This is a genomic window from Kribbella pratensis, assembly GCF_004366075.1.
Classification (GTDB): Bacteria; Actinomycetota; Actinomycetes; order Propionibacteriales; family Kribbellaceae; genus Kribbella; species Kribbella pratensis.
This window is the reverse complement of the sequence record NZ_SODU01000004.1, coordinates 474,403-492,751: the sequence shown is the minus strand read 5'-3', so window position 1 is coordinate 492,751 and position 18,349 is coordinate 474,403. Positions and strand designations below refer to the sequence as shown.

General features: G+C 67.2%; 13 protein-coding genes. 7 read left to right on the top strand and 6 right to left on the bottom strand.

Annotated elements, in window-relative coordinates; translation table 11 throughout:
* A partial coding sequence (locus EV137_RS40870) for a hypothetical protein (RefSeq protein ID WP_202871276.1) occupies window positions 1-441 on the top strand: 441 nt, incomplete at its 5' end.
* Between the two features lie 586 nt (window positions 442-1,027).
* On the opposite strand, the gene EV137_RS34710 is transcribed toward EV137_RS40870, so the two are convergent.
* Window positions 1,028-3,190, bottom strand: a complete 2,163-nt coding sequence (locus EV137_RS34710; protein WP_134132327.1) for an HNH endonuclease signature motif containing protein — start codon at window positions 3,188-3,190, stop codon at window positions 1,028-1,030.
* A gap of 457 nt (window positions 3,191-3,647) precedes the next feature.
* Here EV137_RS34710 and EV137_RS34705 point away from each other — a divergent pair, with 457 nt between their 5' ends.
* Both EV137_RS34705 and EV137_RS34700 read left to right on the top strand, forming a co-directional pair.
* On the top strand, window positions 3,648-3,920 hold the full coding sequence (locus EV137_RS34705) for a hypothetical protein (RefSeq protein WP_134132325.1): 273 nt from the start codon (window positions 3,648-3,650) through the stop codon (window positions 3,918-3,920).
* Between the two features lie 172 nt (window positions 3,921-4,092).
* A complete protein-coding gene (locus EV137_RS34700) occupies window positions 4,093-7,443 on the top strand; it encodes an alginate lyase family protein (RefSeq protein ID WP_134132323.1) in 3,351 nt (1,116 codons plus the stop codon).
* On the opposite strand, the gene EV137_RS34695 is transcribed toward EV137_RS34700, so the two are convergent.
* On the bottom strand, window positions 7,431-8,651 hold the full coding sequence (locus EV137_RS34695; RefSeq protein ID WP_134005907.1) for an alginate lyase family protein: 1,221 nt from the start codon (window positions 8,649-8,651) through the stop codon (window positions 7,431-7,433). The two genes, EV137_RS34700 and EV137_RS34695, sit on opposite strands and share 13 nt — an antisense overlap.
* A 38-nt stretch (window positions 8,652-8,689) precedes the next feature.
* Window positions 8,690-10,450 (bottom strand): glycosyl hydrolase family 28 protein, encoded by a 1,761-nt coding sequence (locus EV137_RS34690; protein ID WP_134132322.1) that lies wholly within the window; start codon window positions 10,448-10,450, stop codon window positions 8,690-8,692.
* 265 nt (window positions 10,451-10,715) lie between these two features.
* Between EV137_RS34690 and EV137_RS34685 the strand changes: the two genes are divergently transcribed.
* The 3 genes from EV137_RS34685 to EV137_RS34675 are packed head-to-tail and all read left to right on the top strand — an operon-like array spanning window position 10,716 to window position 12,864.
* Window positions 10,716-12,074, top strand: coding sequence for an MFS transporter (locus EV137_RS34685; RefSeq protein WP_134005903.1), 1,359 nt, complete (start codon window positions 10,716-10,718; stop codon window positions 12,072-12,074).
* Window positions 12,071-12,517: an SRPBCC domain-containing protein gene (locus tag EV137_RS34680; RefSeq protein WP_134005901.1), complete on the top strand. Its 447-nt coding sequence runs from the start codon at window positions 12,071-12,073 to the stop codon at window positions 12,515-12,517. The genes EV137_RS34685 and EV137_RS34680 overlap by 4 nt, the downstream gene beginning before the upstream one ends.
* Window positions 12,514-12,864, top strand: coding sequence for an ArsR/SmtB family transcription factor (locus tag EV137_RS34675; RefSeq protein WP_134005899.1), 351 nt, complete (start codon window positions 12,514-12,516; stop codon window positions 12,862-12,864). Before EV137_RS34680 ends, EV137_RS34675 begins: the two co-directional genes overlap by 4 nt.
* Window positions 12,865-12,895: 31 nt before the next feature.
* Here the strand turns inward: EV137_RS34675 and EV137_RS34670 are convergent, their stop codons facing one another.
* Complete coding sequence (locus EV137_RS34670) at window positions 12,896-13,903, bottom strand: LacI family DNA-binding transcriptional regulator (protein WP_134132320.1); 1,008 nt, start codon at window positions 13,901-13,903, stop codon at window positions 12,896-12,898.
* A 114-nt stretch (window positions 13,904-14,017) separates the two neighbouring features.
* Here EV137_RS34670 and EV137_RS34665 point away from each other — a divergent pair, with 114 nt between their 5' ends.
* Complete coding sequence (locus tag EV137_RS34665; RefSeq protein ID WP_202871274.1) at window positions 14,018-15,070, top strand: Gfo/Idh/MocA family protein; 1,053 nt, start codon at window positions 14,018-14,020, stop codon at window positions 15,068-15,070.
* A gap of 4 nt (window positions 15,071-15,074) precedes the next feature.
* On the opposite strand, the gene EV137_RS34660 is transcribed toward EV137_RS34665, so the two are convergent.
* Together EV137_RS34660 and EV137_RS34655 are read right to left on the bottom strand one after the other, a co-directional pair.
* The gene (locus EV137_RS34660; protein WP_134132318.1) at window positions 15,075-17,237 is read right to left on the bottom strand and encodes a glycoside hydrolase family 31 protein; all 2,163 of its coding nucleotides are present in this window, start codon (window positions 17,235-17,237) and stop codon (window positions 15,075-15,077) included.
* Window positions 17,234-18,349 carry a glycoside hydrolase family 15 protein gene (locus EV137_RS34655; protein ID WP_238175762.1) on the bottom strand — a complete coding sequence of 372 codons (1,116 nt, stop codon included), beginning with the start codon at window positions 18,347-18,349 and terminating at the stop codon, window positions 17,234-17,236. The genes EV137_RS34660 and EV137_RS34655 overlap by 4 nt, the downstream gene beginning before the upstream one ends.

The following is an 18,349-nucleotide window of genomic DNA, read 5'->3' as shown; positions in this document are numbered from 1 at the left end:
ATCGCTCAGGCCTACCGGCAACTGATCGCTCAGGCCTACCGGCAACTGATCGCTCAGGCCTACCGGCAACTGATCGCTCAGGCCTACCGGCAACTGATCGCTCAGGCCTACCGGCAACTGATCGCTTTCGCACACCGATCGAACGATCCCGCCGACATAGCCGGGGAAGCGCTTGAGCCCGACACCGGTATGCCGCCGCAGGAGTCCATGGGTGACCGGCGGAGGACGTCCGGACATCGGGCCACGACGGGAGAGCGTGCAGACGAGACCGCAGCGGGAGGGCGTGCAGACGAGGCCGCAGCGGGAGGGCGTGCAGACGAGGCCGCGTCGGGTTCCAGTGCCGGGCGATCTGCTGAAGCAGGCGCAGATCCTCCGGGCCAGCCCGCCGGCCGGCGCGGCACCGAAGCCAGCTGCGGCGCCACAGGCGAACCACCCAACTAGGCACCCCCGGCCCCGGCACCTTCATCCCCGGCCCCGGCACCCCCGGCCCCCAACAAGCGACGTAATCCAAGGCGAAGTCATCGACGTCAACCGACCGCCTGGACCAGGTTCGTCCAAGTCGAAGGAACGCTGACAGCCCGATCATGAGTGCTGAGGCGCAGCGAGTCGCCATCGCGCGGGCACTGGTCGTGGTGACGGGTCCGGCGTGGTAGCAGGTTTCGAGGGGGTGGCTGTAGGGGCGGGGTCTGGCTTTGAGGCATTGCTTTCGTGGTGACGGGTCCAGTGTGAGAGCAGGTTTCGAGGGGGTGGCTGCGGGGGCGGGGGTCCGACTCTGAGGCATTGCTCTCGTGGTGACGTGTCCGGCGTGGTAGCAGGTTTCTAGGGGATGGCTGTAGGGGCGGGGTCCGGCTCTGAGGCATTGCTTTCGTGGTGGCGTGTCCGGTGTGAGAGCAGGTTTCGAGGGGACGGCTGCGGGGGCGGGGGTCCGACTCTGAGGCATTGCTCTCGTGGTGATGTGTCCAGCGTGATAGCCGGCTTGGAGGGGACGGCTGCAGGCGCCGCGTCCGGCTCTGACTCATTGCTCGCGTCAGAACGGTGGCGGGTCGTGGGTGTCTTGCTCCTGTGTGACGGGGCCGCGGGCGGGTGGGACGGTGGTGTAGCGGTGGCCGGTGGGGGCGGTGAGGGTGACGGAGCCGTCGGGGTGGGCGGTCGTTGTCCATCCCCAGGCTTTCGTGTCTTTGATGACGTGGTGGTATTCGCAGTAGGGCACTAGCCCGGTCAGGTTTGTCCGGCCGGATTGTTTGAATGGTGTGGCGTGGTCGCGGTCGCATTGGCGTGAGGTGCGGTTGCAGCCGGGCCAGGCGCAGACGGGGTGCCGGGCGAGCAGGGTTTCGGTGACGACCGTGCCGGGGTCGTGGCGGGTGGTGGATGCCTCGAGGACGGTCCCGTTGGTGGGGTCGGTGAGGAGTCGTCGCCAGGTGCCGTCGCGTGCGATGCGGCGGGCCATTTCGGCGGGGATGGGTCCGTAGCCGGTGAGTTCGCAGGGGTCGTCGTCCACGCCGAGGAGGGTGGTGATGGGGACGAGGACCTCGATGTGGGGTCGTCGGCGGTGTTGGTCGGGTAGTCGGCGGCCGAGCCAGTCCAGGCCGTTGTGCAGCATTTGCTCGAACACGTCGGCGATGGCATCAGCGCGCCGCTGTTCGGCGGTGCGATCGTCTCGCATCGGTTCGCCGACGGTCGCACCAGCCGTCGCGTTGGACTGCACACCAGTTGCAGCACCAGCCGTCACGTCGCACTTCACACCAGCGGCCGCCCCGCCGACGGTCGCACCAGCCGTCACGTTGGACTGCGCACCAGTTGCAGCACCAGTCGTCACGTCGCACTTCACACCAGCGGCTGTACCAGCCTTCACTTCAGCGGTCACGCCGGCGACCGAATCGGCTGCCCTATCAGACGACTGACCGGGGCCACGGTTGCCTGGGGCGACGATGCCGGAGCCGACAGGCGATGGTGCGACTCGCGATGGTGCGACAGGCGATGGCTCGACTCGTGATGGTTCGACTCGCGATCGTTCGACAGGCGGCGAAGGTTCCGCAGTCGGTGGTTCGGCGGTCGGTGGTTCGGCAGTCGAAGGTTCGGCACACGGGGTTTCGGAACGCGTGGGCTCGGTGGTGATTGTGGGGGTGCCTCGTTTGGCGAGGTCGGCCATGGCTTGGACGACGACCCACATTTGCTGGATCTTGTCGGCGGTGTGGACGACCCACAGGCCGGCCATGCCGTCGGGCAGGGGCACGATTTTGCAGGTGCGGTCTCGAACCGCTTCACGGTGCCGGTTGGTCTCGTCGGCGGCGCAGTGTTTGGCGACTTGTCTACGGAGGGACTTGCGCAGATTGGTGTGGGTCTGGGACGCGGCGCGGCGCAGGACGTGGGATTCGACGGCTTGAGCTGTGGCGGCGGGCAGGTGCCGGGTGGCCTCGGAGATGGACAATGCCTTGGACCAGGTCAGGGCGCCGCAGCGCAGTGCGGTGTGGGTGGCGGTGAGTGGGCCGGTCAGGTGGAGGGCGGTGTCGATGTGGCGGGCGGCGGTGTCGGTGGACAGGTGCAGAGCGGCGCCGATCTCGGCGGCCCAGGAGCGTTCGGGGTCGATGGGGCGGCCCGAAGAGTCGATCTGGCTCGGGCGGGGGATCTCTGTTGCCTGGGCCTTTCGCTGGCGCACGAATGAGGCCATCGCGTCGGCCTTGATCGACTCCAACCACGACACCATCCGGGACGCGGCCTTCATCAGTTCGATCAACGCGATCGGTGACTCGCACTGCGGTCGCACGGACTCCAGCGCCGTGGCCAGTTCGGCGCCGGGCGGCAGGAACACCCAGGCGGGTGCTTTCAGGCGCAGCATTTCGCGTTCGGCCTCATCCTGATCGACCCCGGCCCAGAGCTCCCATTCCAAACCGTCGACCCGCGACATCGGCGGCAGGTCGTCGTACAGATCCTCCTCGCCCAGGAACCGAGGAGGATGCGGGTCCTCGGGGTCATACAGATCATCGGGAGGACCTACCGTGTCCAACCAAGCCGCCTGCGCTGCATCCAGCGAAGGCGTTACCTCTTTCCCCAGCACAGCATCGCGCTCGCCGTGGATCAGCGCGGCGTTTGAAGGCGAGCACGTGACCGCAGCAGTGATCCAGCGTGGCGTGGCGGCGAACCCGGCGAGATCAGCGTCGCCAGGGTGTAGAGGTTCAACGGTCACCGCCATGCCTCATATTAGAACAAGTGTTCCCTTAAGCGCAAATCGGGGGATATGCCTGATGGGCGGTGCATCGAAGTTCGAGCGCCATGTCACCAGCATCACCCGAGCCGAGTTGTCGGCGGCGCCAAATCTGGTTGCGTGGTGAGGCGGTCCGCAGGACGCTCATGAGAGTGACCACACGGGCGCTGCACTTCGCAAAGGCCTTCTTTGATTTGCAAGCCTTCTGGGGCGAGCGTGTCGTCGAACTTGCGGACGTTGATCGACTCACCGCATGGCACGACTGGACCAGCACGGCAGCGCTGGTGAACTCCGATGGATGGCATGCGATAGATGAAGCGGTGCACAACGGTGATCCAGCCGCGGTGGCACACCGTTCATGGCTTGCCCTCCGAGCAGGATTGGGTGCTGCGCAGCACGGGTGCTTCTGGTACGAGGTCGAAGACGAAGGCCGCCAGGTTCGTGGATGCACCACCTTCCGGGATATCGGGCACTGTTCCCGCCGAGCTTCCTGGCAGGAGCCGTCGAGGCCGATTCTCGACGCGAGGTTGGACAGCTGGCTCTGTGGGGGCAATTCGTCAGGGGTGATGGTGAGCTGTACCAGCCGCGTACCGACCCGTTCGTCCGCGCTTGCGAGCGAGCCACGCAGGTCGGCGACCTCATCGCAGCCTTTCCGTTGAAGAAGGTGACCGTGATCGGGGCCCTCGACGATGTCCTTGCCTGGGTCAATCGCCAGTGACCCAAGGGTCGATCCTCCGGATGGTCGTCAACTCCGAGACCGAGCACATCCTCGAGGTGTGAGGGGGTTGCGAAACTTTCAGTCCGGGTGAGACGCCCGCGAACCGTTGACCGGTTGTGGCTGCCGCTCATTAGCTTGGCCGCTCAACCAGCGGTTCAGAGGAGAAGCGCAGATGCCGGAACCCGATGTCACCTCGTTGTCGACCGTGAGCCGCCGGACGTTGCTGATCGCCTCCGGCGGTTCGGTGCTCGCGGCTCAGCTCGGATCCGCCGCAACGTCCACCGCGGCACCGACCGGTTCTCCGGCACCGGCAGCATTCAGGCATCCAGGGTTGTTGCACGATGTGGATGACTTGCAGCGAATGCGGCAGGGGGTGGCCGATCGGGTGGGTCCGGTGTACGACGGATTCCTGGCGATGGCCGCGCACAGCAGGTCGTCGTACGACTATGTGATCCGCAACGTCGGGCAGATCACGTCGTGGGGTCGTGGGCCGGCGAACTTCATGAACGAGGCGGTCAGTGACTCGGGCGCCGCCTATCAGAATGCTTTGATGTGGTCGGCCACGGGTGATGTGCGGTACGCGGACAAGGCGCGGGACATCCTTGACGCCTGGTCGAACAGTCTGACCGCGATCACCGGTGCGGACGGGCAACTCGGCGTCGGGCTGCAGGTCTTCAAGTTCGCGAACGCCGCCGAGATCCTCAGGCACAGCGGGTACGACGGGTGGTCGCCTGCTGCTGTCCTCCGGTGTGCGGAGTCGTTCCGCAAGGTCTGGTACCCGGCCGTGTCCGGCAACGCGTTGTTTGCCAACGGCAACTGGGATCTCGCCGCTCTGCAGGCGATCCTGGCGATCGCCGTGTTCTGCGACGACCGGGTAATGCTCGAGAACGCGGTGCGGTACGCCGTGGCCGGTGCGGGCAACGGCCGCATCGAGCACATCGTCGTGTCGGCGACCGGTCAGGGACAAGAGAGCGGCCGATCGCAGTCCTACGCGCAGTTGGCGCTCGGCCTGCTCGCCAACTGTGCCGCGGTCGCCTGGAACCAGGGGATCGACCTGTTCGGTCATCAGGGCAACAGGATCCTCCACGGCTTCGAGTACACCGCTCGCTACAACCTGGGCGACGATTCTGTGCCGTTCGCCGTCGACCTCGACCGCACCGGGAAGTACCTCAAGACGGCGATCTCGACGACCAACCGTGGTGCGTTCCAGCCGATCTACGAACTTGCCTACGCCCACTACGTCAGTCGGCGCGGACTGTCCGCGCCGAACGTCGAACGGGTGGTGTTCCGTGGCGCCGGCGGTACGCGCTTCGTCGAGGGGAACAGCGACGACCACCCCGCTTGGGGCACCTTCACTCAGGCGCGTCCGGTCGTCCCCAGATCTGCGCCCGACGCGGCACCCGGCGCTCCGAGCGGCCTGACGGCGCGGAGTTCCGACGCCGGCGTCGTACTGACCTGGGCGGAGTCTGTCGAACCGCGCAGCGGCGTGGCCGCGAGTAGCTACACGATCAGCAGAGCGACAGGCCGCGCGGGTGACTACGCGGTCGTGGCCGAAGGCATCCGGTCGACGACGTGGAGCGATGCCTCCGCCCGCGGCCGGACGACGTACTCCTACAAGGTTCGGGCAGAGAACCAAGCCGGCTCTAGCAGTGAGTCGCTGCCCGTGACGATCGCGCGCCCGGATCCTTGGGTGAGCGAGGACATCGGCCAGGTGGCGGCTCCGGGCGCTACAGGATTCGACGGGGAAAGGTTCACCGTCGAAGCAGGCGGTACGGACATCGGTGGTGAGCAGGACAGTTTCCGGCTCGTCTACGTGCCGTTGCGTGGTGACGGGGTAATCACCGCACGGGTGGTGCACCCGGTGAGTTCGCAGTACGCGACCATCGGCGTGATGATGCGGCAGAGTATGTCCGCGTCCTCGGCGCATGCCTCGATGCTGATCAAAGGGCTGCCGCTGCACACCTGGAGCGGTGTGTGGACGGTACGGCCCGTCGGCGGGGGCTCCACGGTCGCGACCGGCAGCACCGTCGTACCGCCGACCCAACAGCACTGCATCACCGTCAACGCGGGCTTTCCGATCTCCGATCTCGGAACGCTGCCGCAGTCCGCGACCCCATTGCCGCCGCCGTACGTCGAAGCGGCGAGCGACGGCTACCGGCTGCGGCGACCGTACTGGGTCAGGCTCGTCCGTAGGGGAGACGTCCTGACCGGGCTCATCTCGCCGAACGGCAGCACCTGGACCGAGGTCGGCACGTCCCGGATCAACCTCGGCCGTGACGTCTACGCGGGCCTCGCGGTCTGCGCGGGGATCGGCGTCGACGCGCCGTACGCCGAGTCGACCACAGCAGCCTTCGACAACGTGACCGTTCAGGATTGGTCGGGCGAGCTCCCGTCCGCACCGCTGGGTGAACTGCGGGCCGGGAGCGCCGGCAGTGCGATCGAGCTGGCGTGGTCCGATCTGGACGTGGCGGCGACGTACACCGTCAAGCGGCGGCACGCCGATGGGCCGTACCGGGCGATCGCCTCCGGCGTGGCGCCGATCGGGTTCGGCGTGGAGACCCGCTACCGGGACGTCAACGCGGTGCCGGGTGAGAGCTACGACTACGTGGTCGCGAAGACGAATGCCGCCGGGACCGGACCCGACTCGGCGAAACTGACGATGACAATGCCGGCGCCGGCCGTGCCGTCGATCACGAGCGCCGGATCCGCGTTCGCGAACACCGGCGCGGAGTTCCGCTTCCGGGTTGCCGCTAGCAACGATCCGATCAACTTCGCGGTGACCGGCCTCCCGGACGGTCTCTCCCTGGACCGGAAGACCGGTGTCATCAGCGGCAGGCCGCTCAGGGCCGGGACGGCCAAGTTGGGTGTCTCCGCGCGCAATGCCTCCGGCGCGGACTCCGCGGAAGTCACGCTGACTGTTGGAGCACCTCCGCCGGCGCCATGGCAGTACGCCGATATCGGTGACTACGTGCTGGACGAGCGGCAGCTCGGGAGCTTCAGCGCTGTCGCGATCCGGACACCGGGGATCACCAGCTACAGCGACACGACGGGGCAGTTCACAGTCCGGGGCGCCGGCTCGGATCTGAACGTGATCGGGCAGGGCATGACGGCCCAGTACGTCTACCAGGCAGTGACCGGGGACGCGACGTTCACGGCGCGCGTTGTGAGTCGGGGCGATGCCGCCCGGGTGGGCCTACTGATGACCAAGTCGCTGTCACCGTTCGACCAGTTGTCGGGGGTGGTGCTCGCCGGCGGGACGCCACAGTTCGTTCAGCGGCTCCGCGTGGCGACCGGCCTCGTGACGACGCCCGGTACCGGTGCGCCCAGCTGGTTGCGCATCCGGCGTACCGGGAACACGTTTTCTGCCGAGGTTTCCAGCGATGGCCAGAGCTGGACGCCGATCGGTGCGCCGGGACTGATCGAGACCTTCGGCTCCGCGCCGTACTACGTAGGTCTGGCCGTTGTCTCCGGCGCACCGTTCGCGCTCAGCACCGCCGTCTTCGACGAGGTCTACTTGGCGTAGGCCAGGGTGCCGAAGCCGGTCTGGTCGAAGCCGCCGCTCGTCGAGCCGTAGTCGCCGCCTCCGCCCTCGGGGCGGACCTGAGCGGCCATCGCCGAGATGTAGGGCACCGAGAGGTACTTGCGCCTGGTGTAGTGGAAGTGCAGGATCTCCCACACCGGCCGGAGTTGGCCGCGGCTCGCGCTGGAGATGACAGTGTGTTCCTGATAGGCACAGTTCTGGCCGGTGCCCCAGGTGTACTTCGTGAACGGCACGTCCTGGCCGAGGTTGTACTTCGCGACGTACTGCGCTGCCTTCAGGAAGCGGTTGTTGTCGTACCCGTACAGGTCGTCACCCTGGTTCCAGGCCATCTCACAGAACGCCCCCATCTGGCCCATACCCATCATGGTGTGGCCCTGGTCGCGTCCCGACTCCTGCCACTGCGCCAGGCCCTGGTCGTCGTACACGAACGGCACCGCATGCTTGATCGAACCGTTGCCGGCGCCGTTCTTGAAGTAGTTGACGGCCTGGTCGTACTTCGCGGCGTCGTCGCAGAGGATGCCGATGGCAAGGATCGAGTTCATGGTGCACAGATCCCAGTTGGCCCAGTAGTTCGTGATGCAGGCGTCGTTGTGGTTGGTCAGGAACGAGTTGTTCATGGGATAGAAGACGTTGAGCATCATCGTCTTGAACCGCGCCAGGTCGAAGCCCGGGTAACCGCGCAGGAGCTCGGCGACATTCGCGAACTGGTACCCGTAGATGCCGGCCGCCAGGAACCGGTCCGCGTTACCGGTGACCGTGGTCAAGGTGGCCGACCAGGCGTTGAGGATGTTGCGCGCGCAGTCGCCGTGCGCGGTCGAGCCCTGGACCCACCAGCGCAGTGCGTTCTGGTAGGCGGCATGGATGTCGTTGTAGAGGATGGTGTAGTTCTCGCCGGTGCCGCCGCGGATGATCGTTGCCTGCGGCCTCGGTGTCCAGGTGGACTGCGCATGCGAGTTGGCGGTCAAGCGGTTCCATCCGGACAGCCACGGATCATCGCCCGCCGCCACCCGGACCTTGGCCCGATTGAGGTCGCCCCAGTTGTGCAGCGCTCCGGGGTGGGTGAAGGTGGCCGGTGCGGCGTCCGCGCGCCGGTCGAGTGCGGTGACGCCGGCCATGGCCGCTACTCCCGCAGCGGCCACACCTCCGGCGGCTTTCAGAACAGTACGTCGATCGATCTCCCTCTCGTGCATGTCCTTCTCCTTCGGGGCGGTGGTGTGTACGCCGGCGTTCAGCGCACGGTAAGGATGAGGCTCTTGGTGATGGTCCCGGCGACGTTGGTGACGCTCAGGTTCGCGTTGTACGTGCCGGGGCTGGTCGGGGCGCCGGTGATGACGCCGGTCGTCTTGTCGACGGTGAGTCCCGTCGGGAGATTCTGGGCGTCGAAACCGGTGGGGAAGCCGGTTGCGCTGATCGTGAGGACAACCGGTACGCCTGCGGTGAGGTTCCCGCTGTCGGCGGTCGTGATCGTTGGAGGCGTTGTTGTGGGGGCGGTGGCTGCGTCCAGCCAGCGCAGATTGGTCACGTGCTCGTTGACATGCATGTTGACCATGTCGGCGACCGTGAACCACCCGGGCTTGCGCATGGTCGAGGCCATCACGGTGCCGTTGACCACGAGGTTCTGGAACGTCACGTCCTTGATGCCGCGCGCCTCGTCGTACCCGAGCATCATCGCGGTCTCCGCGTTCTTGCCCGTGTAGGTCAGGTTCTTGACGTAGACGCCCTCGATGCCGCGGCCGGCCGAGGTGTTGTAGGACTTGTTGTAGGCAACGCGTAGATGGATGAACTGACCCCAGCGGAAGTCCTCCACCCGCACGTTCTCGATCCGCACGTTCCGGACGAGGTTGCTGTCGCCGGGGTTGAGCGCGATCGCTCCCTGGTACCACTTCTGCGGTTCGCGATGGTCGAGGACGTCCACGTTGCTGATCGTGATGTTCTCCAGCACCTCGGGATCGGCCGTGTTGCCGTGGGTGCCGATGTTGATCGGGTGTGCGACGTCCGCCCAGAGGCTCGAGTTGGAGATGGTGATGTTCCGGGTGTCGCCGTAGTAGTCCCAGCGGTGCGTGTAGAGCGCGATGCAGTCGTCGGAACAGCGCAGGAACGAGTTGTCGATCAACACGTCGCTACTGGAGAAGATGTCGATCCCGTCGCCCCACTGGCCCGCGCTGAAGTAGCCGAAGTCGGTGATCGCGACCTGTTCGGACATCCCCGCGGTGATCGCGTAGCCGGTCGTCAGATCGAGCATCGAGATGCCGTCGACGCGGATGTTCTTCGAGCTGACGATGGTGCAGCCGCCGCCGTTGGTGCCGTAGATGACACCGCGTCCGGTCAGGCCGGCGTTCGTGACGTTCTTGAAGATCACCGAGGTCTTCAGTACGGCGCCGCCGGCCAGGTAGACCGTCTTCCCGCTCGGAACCTCCAGCTGACCGGTCGCGGTCGTGTGCACGCCGGGGCCGAAGTAGATGACGTCCGGGTCGTCGGGGGAGGGTACGTCGGTCTCGATCGCGCGGGCGAGCAGGTGCAGGCAGTCGAAGATCTCGCCGTTCACCTCGACCACGATCTTGCTCGGTTCGGTGAGCGTGAAGAGCAACGTGCTCTCGTCGTCGATGACCGGTTCGATCCCCAGGGACAGTGGCCGGATCCGGGCGGTATCGATGGTGCCCTTCTTGTACCTGACCCGGACCTCGACCGAATCGGCGAAGTCGAAGTACGCCATCGACGACTTCAGCACCTGGCCGGCGCCGGTCGTCGCGTTGATCTGCTTGAGGTTGACCGAGTACGTCGGCACCGGGGTCCACCCGCCGGCCGCCGTACGGACCTTGACCTCGAAGGTGGACGCCTGTGCTATCCCGGCCGGAATCGGGTAGGTGACCAGCGGTGGAGCGGGTGCGGGGGTGGCTGTCGCGGTCCCTGCTGCGGACGTGACGTAGCCGGCGGCAACGGTCGCCCCGGCTGCTTGGAGCAGGCGGCGGCGCGTGAGGTCTGCGGTCATCTTCAAGCTCCTTGGGCATCTCCGGCGGAAGGCCCTGAAACCTTGTCCGGAGAACCGGGGCCGATCAATAGCAACCGCTTGCCACGAAAATTTCGCTCTGCCGCGACGACTCCAGGCGCAACTTCACAGTTGCGCTTCGGGAGAATGACGTGCAATCCTGGGGTTGCACGTTCCGTTCCCCGGGAGCGGAGCCCATCTGATGGAGGAGCAGTCCTTGACTATCGACACAGCGCCGCCGCGGCTACGTTTCACCAGCAGGCAGCGGATGGTTCTCTCTGTCCTTCTGCTGGCGGGCTTCATGGTGTCCGTCGACTTCTCGATCCTGAACGTGGCGCTCCCGGACACCGGTGCCGGCGTCGGCATGGCGGTCGCGGACTTCCCGTGGATCACCGCTGCCTACATGCTTCCTTCGGCGGGATTCGCGTTGCTGTTCGGCCGGGTGGCCGACCTGTTCGGACGCCGCAAGCTGTTCATGGCGGGCATGGTCGTGCTGGCTGTGGCCTCGCTCCTCGGCGGCCTAGCCACGAGTGCCGAGCTGCTGTTGACCGCCCGCGCGCTGCAGGGCCTGGCTACTGCGCTAGCCCTGCCCGCGGCGATGTCTCTTCTCACCACCACGTTCGCCGAAGGCGCCGTACGGGAACGCGCCCTGGGTATCAACGGTGCGCTACTCTCCGGCGGCTTCACTGTCGGGGCACTGGTCGGCGGCACGCTGGTGAGCCTCCTGAGTTGGCGGGCGGCGTTCTGGATCAACATTCCGGTCGCGGTACTCGTGTTGGTGTGTACGCCGTTTGTGATCAGCGAGAGCCGCGTACCACAGCGGGTTGCACTCGACGTGCCTGGTGCGGCCAGCGTCTCGGCCGGTCTCCTGGCCGTGATCTACGCAGTGGTCGAGAAGAGCTTGCTCGCCGCGGTGATCGGAGTCCTGCTCCTTGCCGCCTTCTGGGCCATCGAACTGCGGGCCTCCGCGCCACTGGCCCCGCTGCGCATTCTCAGCCGGCCGACGGTGAAGTGGGGCAACTATGCCGGACTCGTGGTCTTCGCGATGGAGACCGGGATGATCTTCCTGATGACGCTGTACCTGCAGCACGTCCTGGCGTTCTCCCCGCTGGCCACCGGCTTGATCTTCGGGATCCCGGGTTTGGCTGCTGTGGCGGCCGGTGTGATCGCCGGGCGGGTGATCGGGCGCTTCGGCGTACGCAAAGTTCTGACGGTGGCGATGCTGGTGCAGGCCGTGGCGACCTTCCCGCTGATGTTCCTCGGTGTGAACCGGGCTGCACTCGCGATCCTGGTTCCTGCCTTGTTCGTCGGGTTCTTCGGGCACGTGGCCTCGATCGTCGCGTACACGGTGACAGGTACGTCGGGCCTGCCCGACGAGGAGCAGGGTCTGGCCACGGGGCTGACGTCGATGACTCAGCAGGTGGCGATCTCGATCGGTATCCCGGTCCTGAGTGCGATTGCGGCCACCCAGGAGCTGGAGCTGACCGGCATCCATCTCGCCCTGTGCCTGAATGTGGCCGTGACGGTTGTGAGCGCCGGTCTCGTGTGGGTCGGGTTGCGCCGGCGCGACATACCTGCAACCGTGGGGTTGCAGGTCAATGATGACGACAAGGAGTTCGTGGGATGAGCAACGATCGAATCGAGCGGGATGTTCTGATTGCGGCGCCGCTGGAGCGGGTGTGGTCGCTGGTCGCGGAGCCTGGGTTCTGGGTTGCCGACAAGGCGACCCTGCCGGGAACCGTGGCCCGGGAAGGCGAGACGCTGCTGGCGAAGAACCCCGAGTACGGCGACTTCCCGGTGCGGGTCGAGAAGGTCGATCCGCCGACGTACCTCGCCTATCGGTGGGCGAGCGCGTTCCCGGGACAGGAGCTGCGGGACGACAACAGCACGCTCGTCGAGTTCACGCTCAGGTCCGAAGGTGACCAGACGCGCCTCAGCGTCGTGGAAAGCGGCTTCGCGGCACTGTCCGGGTCCGCGGATCTCCGCGACCAGGCGGTGAAGGACAACTCGGGCGGTTGGCCGATGGAACTGGACGCTCTGAAGAAGCGCGCGGAAGAATCATCCGTGTGACCAGTAGTGATACCGAGGCTGTCGACGGTGTTCTGGCCGCATTGGCCGATCCGACGCGCCGCCGGCTGCTGGATCTGCTCGCCGTACAGGGCGAAGCGACCGCGACGACGCTCGCCGAGCGACTGCCGGTCTCGCGACAGGCGGTGGTCAAGCATCTCTCGGTGCTGGATGCCGTCGGGCTCGTCTCCGGCAGCCGGATCGGGCGGGAGGTGCGGTACTCGGTACGGCCCGCGATGCTGAACGCAACGGCGCAGTGGATGTCTGCGCTCGCGGCCGACTGGGACCGGCGGCTGGCCACCATCAAGGAGGCCGCCGAGGCCGCGGAGCGTTCTGCCGAAGGCTCCTGACCTCCTGACCTGTTGGCCGCGGTCGGGCCGGCTAGTGGTGGGGTGGTGGGGCGGTTGATTCTCGGTAGACGAGGTGGTTGATGGTCCGGAGCATCGGCCGCGGGGCCGGTTCGCCGCGGATTTCGGCGACGAGTTGATGGATCGCGGCGCGGCCCTGGGCCTCGCGGTCGACGGCCACGGTCGACAGCGACGGGGTCGCGAAGCGGCCGATTTCCTCGTCGTCCCAGCCGAAGACGCTGAGGTCGTCGGGCACCTTCCAGCCGCGGGAGAGCGCGCCGCGGATCACCCCCATGGCGACGACGTCGTTGGCCGCCACGACCGCGGTGACGCCGCAGTCGGCGGGCAGGGCGGTGATCGCGTCGAAACCGGACTGGGCCGACCAGTCACCGTCGACGGCTCCGACCGATTCGAGTCCGAGGCGTTCGATCGTCTCGAGATAGACGCTCTTCCGGTTGCGGGCGGAGGCGAAGTTCTGGGCGCCGGCGACGTGCAGGAACCTCCGGTGCCCCAAGGAGACCAGGTACTCGATGATCTCGCGGATCTCGCCGGCGTCGGCGAGCTCCGCCAGGCCGTGCAACTTGTCGTCGTAGGTGCCGTTCTCGACGATCGGGACCCGGTACGCGTTCTTGCCCTTGAGGCTGATCGGCGAGAGGGCCAGGATGCCTTCGACCTGGCCGGATCTGGCCAGCTCGTCGATCCGTTCCGAACGCTCGCGGGCTCCGCCCTCGACGCTGACGATCTCGACCTGGTACCCGGCGTCGTGCGCCGTTCGCGATGCCGCGGCGAGCAGCCGTCCGGGAAAGTGCGCACCTGACGCAAGCACGATCGCGAGCCGGTTCGTGTGCCGCGTCCGCATGGATCGAGCCACCAGGTTGGGGCGGTAGTCGAGGGTCTTCACGGCGTACTCGACCTTGATCCTGGTCTTCGGCTTCAGGCTGTCCTTGTCCTGGAGGTACCGCGACACGGTCGTGTGCGACACGCCGGCAAGGCTGGCTACCTGGTGGATGGTCGCCGGCCGCTCGGACGCCGAATCTGCCATGTTCACCTCTATTCCGAACCATTATGAATGCCCGTCGGAGGTCTTGACACTAAATCCCGGCTCCGATTAGCTGTCAACTCAGAAGTGGATCGATCACTTTCTATTGGAGCGCTCTTGACTTCCAGCCAGCCCATCAGATTCGCCGCCGTCGGGCTCGACCACGCGCACATCTTCGGTCAGGTCGCCGGTCTGATCGCGGCCGGTGCGACGTTCGCCGGGATGGCCACCGACGACCCGGCCGCAGCGGTCGCGGGCACGATGCGGGAGCGGTATCCCGACGTACCCGTGATCGAGGATCCCGACGAGCTGATCGCCCAGGACGGCATCGACCTGATCGTGACCGCCGCCGTACCGGACCGGCGCGGGCCGATCGCGGTCGCGGCGCTGCGGGCCGGCAAGGACGTGATGGCCGACAAGCCCGGGTGCGTCACCCTCGAGCAGCTGGAGGAGGTCGAGAAGGCGGTCGGCCAGAGTGGCCGGTTCTGGTCGGTGACGTTCTCCGAGCGGTTCGAGGTCCCCTGCGTGCTCAAGGCCGGCGAGCTGGTCCGCGAGGGCCGGATCGGCACGGTCGTGCAGACGCTCGGGATCGGACCGCACCGGATCGGCGACCGCGGTCATCTCGCCGGTGGCGGCGGCCGCCCGGACTGGTTCTACGACAAGGCGCGGTACGGCGGCATTCTGACCGATATCGCCTCGCACCAGATCGACCAGTTCCTCTGGTTCACCGGTGCACGGACCGCGGAGGTGGTGACCAGCTCGGTCGGGAACTTCGCCAACCCCGACGAGCCGGGTCTGCAGGACTTCGGCGAGCTCCTCCTACGCAGCGGCAACGCCCAGGGCTACATCCGGGTCGACTGGTACACCCCCGACGGGTTGCCGACCTGGGGCGACGGTCGGCTGACCGTGCTCGGCACCGAGGGCTACATCGAGCTGCGCAAGTACGTCGACATTGCGGGCCGCGACGGCGGCAACCACCTGTTCCTGGTGGACAAGGACGGCACGCATTACATCGATTGCTCGGAGGTCCCGGTGACCTACTACGCGGACGTGCTGCGTGACGTCCGGGACCGAACCACGACGGCCGCGCCGCAGGAGCACACCTTCGAAACCATGCGACTGGCCCTCACCGCCCAGCAGAACGCGACCGTCCGCGGCGCAGCCCGATAACAGTTCAGCTCGGCACCTCGGGGACAACGCCTCGGGTCAGGTTCCAGCCGGGGGTGCGGCTGTACACCGGGATCGTGTCGAGCGGTACGTCGCGGGTCACCCGGCCGCTCGGCACGGAGCCGCCGGTCCAGGCGTCGTACCAGGTGCCCGACGGGAGGTACGTCGTCCATGTGGTGGCTCCGGGTTCGAGTACCGGGTTGACCAGCAGGTCGTCGCCGAGGAGGTACTGGTACGGGTGGCGCCAGATCTCCTGGTCGTCGGCGTGGTCGAAGAAGAGCGGCCGGAGCAGCGGGCGATCGGTGGCGATCGTTCGCGCGGCCTGCGCGGCCAGGTACGGAACGAGCTTCTCCCGAAGTACGGCGTACGCGCGGAAGATTGGGACGACCCGGTCGTCACCCGTGGTCTCGGCGACGTGCCACGGCGTACGGTCGCGGAGCGGGCGGCGGTGGTGGTTGAACTCGGAGTGGTACTGCATGATCGGCAGGAAGGCCGACGCGGCAGTGGCCCGGAGGTAGAGCTCGGCGTCGGGGACGGGGCCCGAGAACCCGGCCAGATCCCAGCCCCAGTAGACGATGCCGCAGGACGCGGCGGTCAGGCCCGCGGTGATCGACGAGCGGAACGCCTCCCAGGTGGAGTCCTCGTCACCCGCCCAGAAGATGCCGTGTGCCTGCGATCCGGTGAAGCCCGCACGGGAGAACGTCACCGGCGCCTTGCCGGCCGAGCGGAGCAGGTCACCGAACGCGCGGGCGTAGTGGACCGGGAACAGGTTGTTGCCCTCGTCCCCGAGCCGGCCGTCCGCGTAGCGCAAGTCGTGGCCCCATGCGTGTTCGCCGCCGTCGGTCTTGAACCCGTCGACATCGAGATCCTCGACCAGGTAGCGCCGCTTCTCCGTCCACCAGTCGCGGGTCCGCTGCACGGACAGGTCCGGCATCAGCGCCTGCGGGAACCACCAGCCGCGATTGTGGTACGCCGTACCGTCCCCCTCGAGTACCGCGTGTCGTTCGCGGATCATCGCGTCGGCGTCGGCCGCGACCTGACCGGTGCTGAATTCGCTTTTCTGCAAGGGGATCTGCCAGAGGATCACCTTGATGTCGCGGTCGTGCAGTTCGTCGATCATCGTCTTGGGCGAGGGCCACGCGCCGTCAGCCGGGTAGCTGAAGTCATTCGCCTTGTGCGCGCTGCCGTCCGTCGTGACGTCGTACTGCGCGTCGCGCCAGATCGTGATGCCTTCCTCGTCGCTCCAGGCTTCGATCACCACCGCGCCGACCGGGATGTCCAGGTCCCGGTGTGCGTCCATCCGCGCCATCACCAGGTCCTGGGTGTTCCACTCGTTGCCGGAGGCCCACAACCGGAACACCCAGTCGGGCAGCTCCTCGGCCCGCCCGGCCTCGTCGAGGAACGCCGTGAGCACCTCTGTCGGCGAACCCTCGTAGACGGCCAGGTCGACGACCGGTTCGTCGCCCAGGGCGACCTCGACCTTGAGGCTCCGGTCGTCCGACGAGAACCAGGTACGCCGGGACGTCCGGACGTGGAATCCCCAACCGCCGTTCACCACATGCGCGAACGGCATCGGCAGGTAGGTACGCCCATGAGCTCCTTGGGCCTTGTACTGCTCGAACACCACTGCGTCGAGTTGCTGCCCGCGCTGGTCCAGGTGGTCGTACCGTTCCCCGAACCCGACCAGGTGATCGCCCGGCCGCAGCGGCAGCTCGAACCTGGCCCGATGCACACCGTCTGCCGAGACCAGCCATTCGACACCGCGCACACGATCGCCGCCACCGCGGACCTCACCACGGTCAGGCATCCAGGTGGCCGGCGCGAGCTCGAACCACTCGGTGGTCTCGTCACCCGCCCGGAAGCGGTAGCGCACCGGCTCCAGGACCGGCGGTGTGACCACCGACCACCCGTCGTCGGAACCCAACGACTTCGCCTGCGCCTCGCTGAGATGTCCTTCGCCGCCGGCGAGGGCCGCCGCATCGGCCGCGGTGGCGCGCGCAGGAGCCATCTCGAGTGTCGTCGTACCCCACTCGCAGACGACGGACGTGATGCCGGGGGAGGCCACGACGCCGAGACGGACCGGCTCACCGGCCAGCGGGAGGACAGGGACGCGCTGGTCGGGTGAGGTGGCGTACGGGTGCTCGATGCCGTGGGGGCGATGCGTGATCATTCAGGCCTTCTCGCGGAGGATGTGTTCTTCGGAAGGATGCCGAGTTCGTCGGCGAGGATCAGGTACATGCCGTGTGACCAGAGCAACGGGCTGGCCACGGTGCCCCAGCGCGCGATCCACTCGTCGCGCGCGCCGGGGTGCAACAGATGGTGGGCGACCTGCTCGGGAAGGTCACCCTCGGGCGACGCCTGGTCCGCGATCCAGCGGAGGTGCCGCCAGGCGCCGGCCGTGTCACCGGCGGCCGCGAGGTTCCACCCGAGCAGTGCGGACAGCAGGATCCACTGCCCACCGCCGTAGAACACGTCGGCCCTGAACCGGTGCACGCCGCCGTCGACATCCAGGTCCCGGGCGACCGCGGCCAGTGTGGCCGCGCCGACGTCGCCCGTCACCAGCCCGAACGGTACGACGCACGCCGGCAGCGCCCCGTCGACCGCCGACGATCCCAGCCACTTGGTCAGATGGCCGTCCCGAGTGCCTTCGGCATCGACCAGCGAACGGATGCGCTCGGCAACTTCCAGGACCGGGACGGAGGTGTACGGCGCGATGGCCGTCAGCCCGCCATGGATCGCACCCAGCGTGGACACGTGCCGCTGTTCGACGTGTTCCTCCCACCAGTCGTAACAAGGCCGGTCCCAGAACGCGACCAGGTAGTCGACGGCGACATCGATCCCACCGCGCCACCGCTCGAGGTCGAGTCCGTGCCGGTGCGCGTGGCTCACGACCGACCACAGCCACATCCCGTAGCCGTCGGTCTGGAAGTCCCACCAAGGATCCGACCCGTCGCCGCCGTCGAACGTGAACCGCGTCGGGAGCATCGTGGAGTCGGCTGGTCGCTCACCTCTGGCCGCCGCAGCGCACAGGTCGTCGACCTGTGTTCGCCGGCCCCGCAACACCCGATCCGCCCAGTCGTGAAACCGGTCGGCTGACGCGACATCGCCGTACCGTGATATTCCCTCCGCGGTGAACGACCCGTCCCGCAGCCACGCGTACCCCTTGTACGCCGAGAACGTCGGCGCGGCCGGGTACGCGCCGCCGGCGTCCTGGTGCTCGGTGATGACCGCGTGGCTGTGGTGGGCCAGCGCACGCAGCCTGGTGAGATCTATCTTCGACAC

Bases quoted from the DNA above. Each gene is read 5' to 3' on its own strand.
- EV137_RS34705 (WP_134132325.1), top strand. From the start codon at position 3,648: ATGCACCACCTTCCGGGATATCGGGCACTGTTCCCGCCGAGCTTCCTG.
- EV137_RS34700 (WP_134132323.1), top strand. From the start codon at position 4,093: ATGCCGGAACCCGATGTCACCTCGTTGTCGACCGTGAGCCGCCGGACG.
- EV137_RS34660 (WP_134132318.1), bottom strand. From the start codon at position 17,237: ATGATCACGCATCGCCCCCACGGCATCGAGCACCCGTACGCCACCTCA.
- EV137_RS34685 (WP_134005903.1), top strand. From the start codon at position 10,716: ATGGTTCTCTCTGTCCTTCTGCTGGCGGGCTTCATGGTGTCCGTCGAC.
- EV137_RS34710 (WP_134132327.1), bottom strand. From the start codon at position 3,190: ATGGCGGTGACCGTTGAACCTCTACACCCTGGCGACGCTGATCTCGCC.
- EV137_RS34680 (WP_134005901.1), top strand. From the start codon at position 12,071: ATGAGCAACGATCGAATCGAGCGGGATGTTCTGATTGCGGCGCCGCTG.
- EV137_RS34695 (WP_134005907.1), bottom strand. From the start codon at position 8,651: ATGCACGAGAGGGAGATCGATCGACGTACTGTTCTGAAAGCCGCCGGA.
- EV137_RS34690 (WP_134132322.1), bottom strand. From the start codon at position 10,450: ATGACCGCAGACCTCACGCGCCGCCGCCTGCTCCAAGCAGCCGGGGCG.
- EV137_RS34670 (WP_134132320.1), bottom strand. From the start codon at position 13,903: ATGGCAGATTCGGCGTCCGAGCGGCCGGCGACCATCCACCAGGTAGCC.